This is a genomic window from Nonomuraea rhizosphaerae (genome assembly GCF_019396405.1).
Taxonomy (GTDB): domain Bacteria; phylum Actinomycetota; class Actinomycetes; order Streptosporangiales; family Streptosporangiaceae; genus Nonomuraea; species Nonomuraea rhizosphaerae.
The window spans coordinates 1-6,011 of record NZ_JAHKRL010000082.1 but is presented as its reverse complement, the minus strand read 5'-3'; the positions used below and the strand labels follow the sequence as shown (position 1 = coordinate 6,011).

Below are 6,011 nucleotides of genomic sequence, written 5' to 3'. Positions count from 1 at the left end.
GTCCGCCCGGCGTCCGGCTGCGCTGCCGGGCAGGCCCGCCGTCGGGCAGGCGCGTCTTGGAGAAGCGTGCCGTGGGGCCAGCTCGCTCGGCGTCCGGCCGCGCCGCCCGGCGTCCGGCCGCGCCGCCCGGCGTCCGGTCGCGCTGCTGGGCAGGTCCGCCATCGGGCAGGCGTGCCCGTCGGGCCAGCGGTACGCCGGGTCGGCTCGCCCATTGGGTGGGCGTGCCGCTGGGGTGACTCGTCCTTCGGCGTGCGCTGCCGGGCCGGGGCGGTGGGGGGTAACGGCACCCTGCCCAGGGCAGCCCTCTGAAGGCGGGTGCGATGGGGAAGGTCCCACTGGTGGACGGTGACTGGAGGAAGCCATGACCATGTACGGACAGCCCCACCCCCCGGCCGGACCGCCGCTCGTCGCCGTCGAGGGAACGCCTCGGGAGATGGGGCAGGAGCTCGGCCGCCGCACCAGGGACCTGGTCGAGCGGAGCCTGAGCACGTACCTGCGCAGGTTCCGCGACGACGCGGGGCTGGCGGACGGTGACGTGCTGCGCTGGGGAGGGGTGTACCTCGGCGTGGCCCGGGAGTACGACCCGGCGATCGCCGGGATGCTGGAGGGCCTGGCGGAGGGGGCGGGCGTCCGCGTGGAGCACGTCACGGCGCTCAACGCGCGCACCGAGCTGCTCTACGGGACCGGCTACCGCGACGAGGGGTGCACGTCGGTGGCTGTGCTGCCGCAGTACACGCGCGACGGCCACACGCTGCTCGCGCAGAACTGGGACTGGCATCCCGAGCAGCAGCCGGTGACGTTCCTGCTGGCGACGCGGGACACGGAGGGGTTCGCGGTGCTCACGCTGGCCGAGGCGGGGATGCTGGCCAAGAGCGGCCTGAACTCGGCGGGCCTCGGCGTCTGCGCCAACCTGCTCGTCTCCGACCGGGACAGCGGCGGGAAGGGCGTGCCGTACCACTATCTGCTGCGCGGGGTGCTGAACGCGCCGCGCATGAGCCGCGCGCTGCGCCGCACGCTGAACGTCACGCGGATCTCCTCGGGCAACCTGCTCATCGCCGACGCGGGAGGGGAGGCGATCGACCTGGAGGTGGCGCCGGAGGTGTTCGGGCACCTGCTGCCGCAGGACGGGCTGCTGGCGCACTCGAACCACTTCCAGTGCCCGCTCCCGTTGCGCGACGCGAAGGTGGCGGCGTCGGCGCTGACCCTGCTGCGGCCCTCCCGGATCCGGCACCGCCTGGAGGACGCCGTCCGGGCGCGTGCGGTTACCTGCGAGGACGTGGTGGCGGCGCTGCGTGATCACTTCTCGTTCCCCGACGGGGTGTGCCGGCACGCGGATCCGGACGCCGAGCGGGACGAGCTGTCCACCACGGTGTACTCGATCGTGATGGACCTGGACGAACGGCTCCTGTCCATCGCCACGGGGCCGCCGTGCGAGCACGAGTACGCCACCTGGCGGCTCGACGACGTGTTCACGGTGGACGCCAAGCCGCTGGTCCAGTTCTGACGGCGGACGACGGTCAGGCCGGTACGAGGATCCAGTGCTTCGACTCGCCCGCCTCGTACGGCGAGTCCAGACGTTTGGCGACGACGCCGGGCAGCCCCTGTTCGCGGGCCGCCTGGCGGACCGCCTTGGCCTGCCCGGGCCAGGAGGGAGCGGTCTGCCACCGGGCGGCGGACAGTTCGAGCGCTTCGAGCGCCGCCCGCCGGGCCGTGTACGGCTGCCCGGTCAGCGAGCGCCCGTCGTCGTACAGCAGGTCGTAGCAGACCAGCACCTCCGAGCCGGCCAGTGTGACGATCTCGCCGTCCAGGACGGCGGTGCGGCTGCCGAACGACCTGGCGAACGGGCGCAGCCACGGGTGCCGACGCGCCGCCTCCGTGCGCCCGCCGACGATCGGGACCAGCAGCCGGCTGCCGCCCCACGCGAACTCGAAGGCGTACTCGTCGGCGTCGCGCGGCAGCCGGGAACGCTCGATGGCCAGCATCGGCTCCGGCGGGGGGAACGGGTCGCGGGTGGGCGGGTCCATGCGGTGGATCATCCAGTTCTTGCCGTCCGTCCGGAACAGCACGAACCGGCCCTTCGCCCGCCGGCCGTGCAGCACCACCTTGACCTCGCGGTCGGACCACTTCTCGCCCTCGTACGTGCCGCGGTCCCAGATCGTCATCGAGCCGCCGCCGTACTCGCCCTTGGGGATCTCGCCGTGGAAGTCGAGGTACTCCATCGGATGGTCCTCGGTGTGCACGGCGAGGTGGTTGGTGGCGGGGTCGCCGGGCAGGCCCTTGGGGATCGCCCACGAGGCGAGCACGCCGTCGTGCTCCAGCCGCAGGTCCCAGTGGAGGCTGCTGGCATGGTGCTCCTGGATCACGAACGCCGAGCCGCCCGTGGAGGGGGCTTTGTCCGGCATCGGCTCAGGGGTGCGGCTGGCGTCGCGTTTGTTGCGATATTTCTCCAGTTTGTCGGCCACGCAGGCTTTCTACCCAGCGTGCCTCAGTCGAGTGCTCTGCGTAGCCAGGACTCCACGCCCGCGATGTGGACCGTCGCCCACGAGCGCGCCACGTCGGGCTGGCGGGCGACGATGGCCTCGTAGATCGCGATGTGCTGCTCCTGCGTCTTCTCCACCGCGCCCTCCTGGGTGAGCCCGCGCCAGATGCGCGCCCTGGTGGTCGGCCCGGCCAGGCTCTCGATGAACGAGCAGAGCACGCTGTTGCCGGACCCCTGGGCGATGCGGTGGTGGAACTGCAGGTCGTTGGCGACCAGCTCCTCGACCGTGGGGTGGGCGGGCAGCGACTCCAGGATGGCCCGCAGCTCGTCGATCTCCCCCTCGCTCATCAGCTCGGTGGCCAGCGCCGTCGCCGCGGGCTCCAGGATGCGGCGCACCTCGAAGAACTGGATCACGGTGTCGTCGCGGTGCAGGTCGAGCACGAACGACATCGTGTCGAGCAGCAGCCGCGGCTCCAGGCTGGTGACGTAGGTGCCGTCACCCTGGCGGACGTCGAGCACGTTGATCAGCGCCAGCGCCCGTACGGCCTCGCGCAGCGAGTTGCGTGACAGGCCCAGCCGCTCGGCCAGGTCGGCCTCCTTGGGCAGCCGGTCGCCTGGCTTCAGCTCGCCCGAGAGGATCATCTGCTTGATCTTGTCGATGGCCGCGTCAGTGACCGCCACGCTTCTCTCCCTAGACATCGGATGTCTAGGATTCTAGGGCCTGGAAGCGCGTCACATCACCTCCGGAGACGCGGCGAATCACTCCACGCGCCTCCAGCGTGCGCAGGTGTGCCGCGGCCTCTCCGGCGGCCATGCCGCGCAGCATCGGGGACAGGTCGTCCCAGGGCCGGTTCCAGGTCATCATCGCGGCGGTCTCCCAGATGGTCAGCGGTTCCGCGCGCTCGGCCATGAGGGCGCCGAGCCCTTGGAGCTTGTCCTCGTGATGGTGGCGGATCTCCGCGGCCCGCGCTGCCACATCCGGAAATATCCACTCATGGGCGGGGAGGGCGTCCAGTGTGCCCAGCTCGCCGACCCGGTCCAGCGAGTCCAGGAAGTCGCCGAGAGGATCAACGTCGTTGCGGTCGTACGGATAAATCCCGACGTGAGGGGTGATGTCGGGAAGGACGTGGTCGCCGGTGAACAACCGGTCCGCGTCCTCCAGGTGAAGGCAGATGTGCCCAGGGGTGTGGCCCGGCGTGTGCACGGCGCGCAGCTTGCGGCCCGGCAGGTCCACCAGGTCGCCGTCACGCAGCTCGCGGTCCGGCAGCGCGGGCGGCTCGGGCCGCGCCGCCGTCACCACCTGCACGTCGCTCTCCTCCGCGCCCGCCCGCTTGAGCATGTCGGCCTGAAAGTCGCGGTGGTCGCTGTCGGCGAGGTTGTGCATGAGCCGGACCAGCGCGGCGTCCGCCTCGTGCATGGCGATCCAGGCCCCGGACTCCTGCCTGACCTGCCCGGCCAGCCCGGCGTGGTCGGGGTGGAAGTGGGTGACCACCACCCCGCTGACGGCGCTCACGTCGAGGCCCAGCGTGCTCAGGCCCTGCGTGAGGGCCTGCCAGGCATCGGGATGGTTCCACCCGGCGTCCACCAGGAGAGGCCCTTTGGGGGAGTCGACGGCGTACACCAGGGTGTAGCCGAGCGGGTTGCCAGGGATCGGCACGGGCACACTCCACACGCCGCCGCCGAGGTCCTGCGGGCGCTGCTCGGCGTACGGCCTGCGCCGGGTGGTCTTCATCCAGGGATCCCCCGTCGATCGAACTTTGTTCTGGATCGAGTGTGCGGGAAAGATCCGGCAGATCGGTATGGGTTTTCGTGTTCTGTGGCTTATTTCGTGATCTCGTCTACCTTGACGGGGGAACTGGTGAGCAGGTGAGCGCGCAGGGCCGGGGTCAGCACGTCGCCTGCCCGTTCCACCATGAGCGTCATGTGATAGGCCACGAGCGCCAGGTCGCAGCCGGGTGATGCCAGCGCGGCCAGGCACGAGCCGTCGCTGATGGCCATGGCCAGCATCACCCCCTGCTGCATCTCCACCATGGCCTGGACGACGGCACCGCCTTCGAGGAGATGGGCGGCGCCGCTCGTGAGGCTGACCAGTCCGCAGGTGATGGCGGCCAGCCGCTCGGCCCGGTCGGCCGGCAGCCTGGAGGAGACCGCCAGCGGAATGCCGTCCCATGACGCGACGAGCGCGTGGGCGACTCCCGGGACCGTGCCGACGAACTCGCTGATCAACCAGTCGAGCCCGTGAGCCTCGTAGCTCAGATCGGTCATGTGTTCTGTCTTCTGCTGGGAGGGTCGGCCGGGGGGCGGCCCGTGGAAAGGTCGTCGCGCGCCGCGCGGCAACCCTGCTGGAAGTTGGACAGACGGCTGCGCACCCGGTCGGCCGAGACCGGCGGCATCGGCGCCGGGCTCTGCTGGGGCTCGGCGGCCGTCTTGGCGGAGCCGGGCACCAGGTTGGCCTTGGGCACCCGCTTGGGCAGGCCGGCGCCGGTCGTGCCGTCGCGTACCGGCTCCACCGCCGCGCGGGCCGCGTTCCAGCCCGCGTCGGTCGAGACCGAGCTCCAGCTCGCGGCGGACTCGCCGCCGTGCTCGAACCAGGCCGATTCCACGGCGGCGTAGATCGGCAGGTACTCGTCACCCACCGGGTCCGGCTTCACCGCCGGGAGCGGGCCGGTGTGCATCGAGTCGGCGCTGGGGAAACCGTGCGAGTCGGCGCTGGAGAAGCCGTACGAGTCGCGCCGTGCCTGTTCGCCGTTCCACTCGGAGCGTTTGACCGGCGTCCACACGTCACCGGTGTCGTAGCCGCCGGTGCTCATGCGCCCGTCGGACGGCCACGAGGGGGCCGACGACCAGGCTCCCGCCATGGCGGGCGGAGCGGACGAGGCAGACGGCGGATAGGACGGGGTGGACGGATAGGACGGGTACGACGGATGGGCGGGACCCATCGGGTGGGAGTCGCCCTGCCACTGCGGCGGCGTGTACGCCGGCGGGTCCATCCGCGGCTCCACGTAGCCCGCGGGCTGGGTGGCCAGCAGGTTCTCCGGCATCAGGACCATGGCGGTCAGGCCGCCGGAGCCGTGCGGGCGCAGCTGTACGCGGATGCCGTGGCGGTGCGCCAGGCGGGCGACCACGAACAGGCCCATGCGGCGCGACACCGACACGTCCACGATCGGCGCGTCCAGCAGGCGCTCGTTGGCCTGGGCCAGCTCCTCGCGGGTCATGCCGATGCCCGAGTCGGTGATCGAGAGCATGACGCCGCCGCCGTCGATCCGGCTGCCGGACACCGTCACCCGCGTGTCCCGCGGCGAGAACGACAGCGCGTTCTCCACCAGCTCGGCCAGCAGGTGGATGATGTCGTTGACGGCCTGCCCGGCGATCGACACGCCGTCGGGGACCTGCGGCACGACCCGTTCGTAGTTCTCGACCTCCGAGAGGGAGGCGCGGGCGACGTCGACCAGCTTGACCGGCTGGCTCCAGCGCCGCGGCGGGTCCTGCCCGGCCAGGACCAGCAGGTTCTCGCTGTTACGGCGCATACGGG

Annotated in this window: 6 protein-coding genes; 1 reads left to right on the top strand and 5 read right to left on the bottom strand. The window is 71.6% G+C overall.

The features are described 5' to 3' along the window. The first annotated feature begins 361 nt into the window (after nucleotides 1–361). Nucleotides 362–1,504: a C45 family autoproteolytic acyltransferase/hydrolase gene (locus KME77_RS03865; RefSeq protein WP_219461983.1), complete on the top strand. Its 1,143-nt coding sequence runs from the start codon at nucleotides 362–364 to the stop codon at nucleotides 1,502–1,504. Nucleotides 1,505–1,517: 13 nt separating this feature from the next. Here the strand turns inward: KME77_RS03865 and KME77_RS03860 are convergent, their stop codons facing one another. The 5 genes from KME77_RS03860 to KME77_RS03840 all read right to left on the bottom strand — a co-directional run. Further along, nucleotides 1,518–2,462 (bottom strand): DNA polymerase ligase N-terminal domain-containing protein, encoded by a 945-nt coding sequence (locus KME77_RS03860; RefSeq protein ID WP_219461982.1) that lies wholly within the window; start codon nucleotides 2,460–2,462, stop codon nucleotides 1,518–1,520. Nucleotides 2,463–2,485: 23 nt separating this feature from the next. Next, on the bottom strand, nucleotides 2,486–3,160 hold the full coding sequence (locus KME77_RS03855) for a FadR/GntR family transcriptional regulator (protein ID WP_219461980.1): 675 nt from the start codon (nucleotides 3,158–3,160) through the stop codon (nucleotides 2,486–2,488). A gap of 25 nt (nucleotides 3,161–3,185) precedes the next feature. Beyond that, the gene (locus tag KME77_RS03850) at nucleotides 3,186–4,211 is read right to left on the bottom strand and encodes an MBL fold metallo-hydrolase (protein ID WP_219461978.1); all 1,026 of its coding nucleotides are present in this window, start codon (nucleotides 4,209–4,211) and stop codon (nucleotides 3,186–3,188) included. An 89-nt stretch (nucleotides 4,212–4,300) separates the two neighbouring features. Next, nucleotides 4,301–4,744, bottom strand: a complete 444-nt coding sequence (locus KME77_RS03845; RefSeq protein ID WP_219461975.1) for a roadblock/LC7 domain-containing protein — start codon at nucleotides 4,742–4,744, stop codon at nucleotides 4,301–4,303. Then, on the bottom strand, nucleotides 4,741–6,011 hold a 1,271-nt coding region (locus tag KME77_RS03840; RefSeq protein ID WP_219461974.1), incomplete at its 5' end, for a sensor histidine kinase. The genes KME77_RS03840 and KME77_RS03845, both read right to left, overlap by 4 nt.

Coding starts and splice junctions, on each gene's coding strand:
- KME77_RS03865 (WP_219461983.1), top strand. CDS start 362: ATGACCATGTACGGACAGCCCCACCCCCCGGCCGGACCGCCGCTCGTC.
- KME77_RS03845 (WP_219461975.1), bottom strand. CDS start 4,744: ATGACCGATCTGAGCTACGAGGCTCACGGGCTCGACTGGTTGATCAGC.
- KME77_RS03850 (WP_219461978.1), bottom strand. CDS start 4,211: ATGAAGACCACCCGGCGCAGGCCGTACGCCGAGCAGCGCCCGCAGGAC.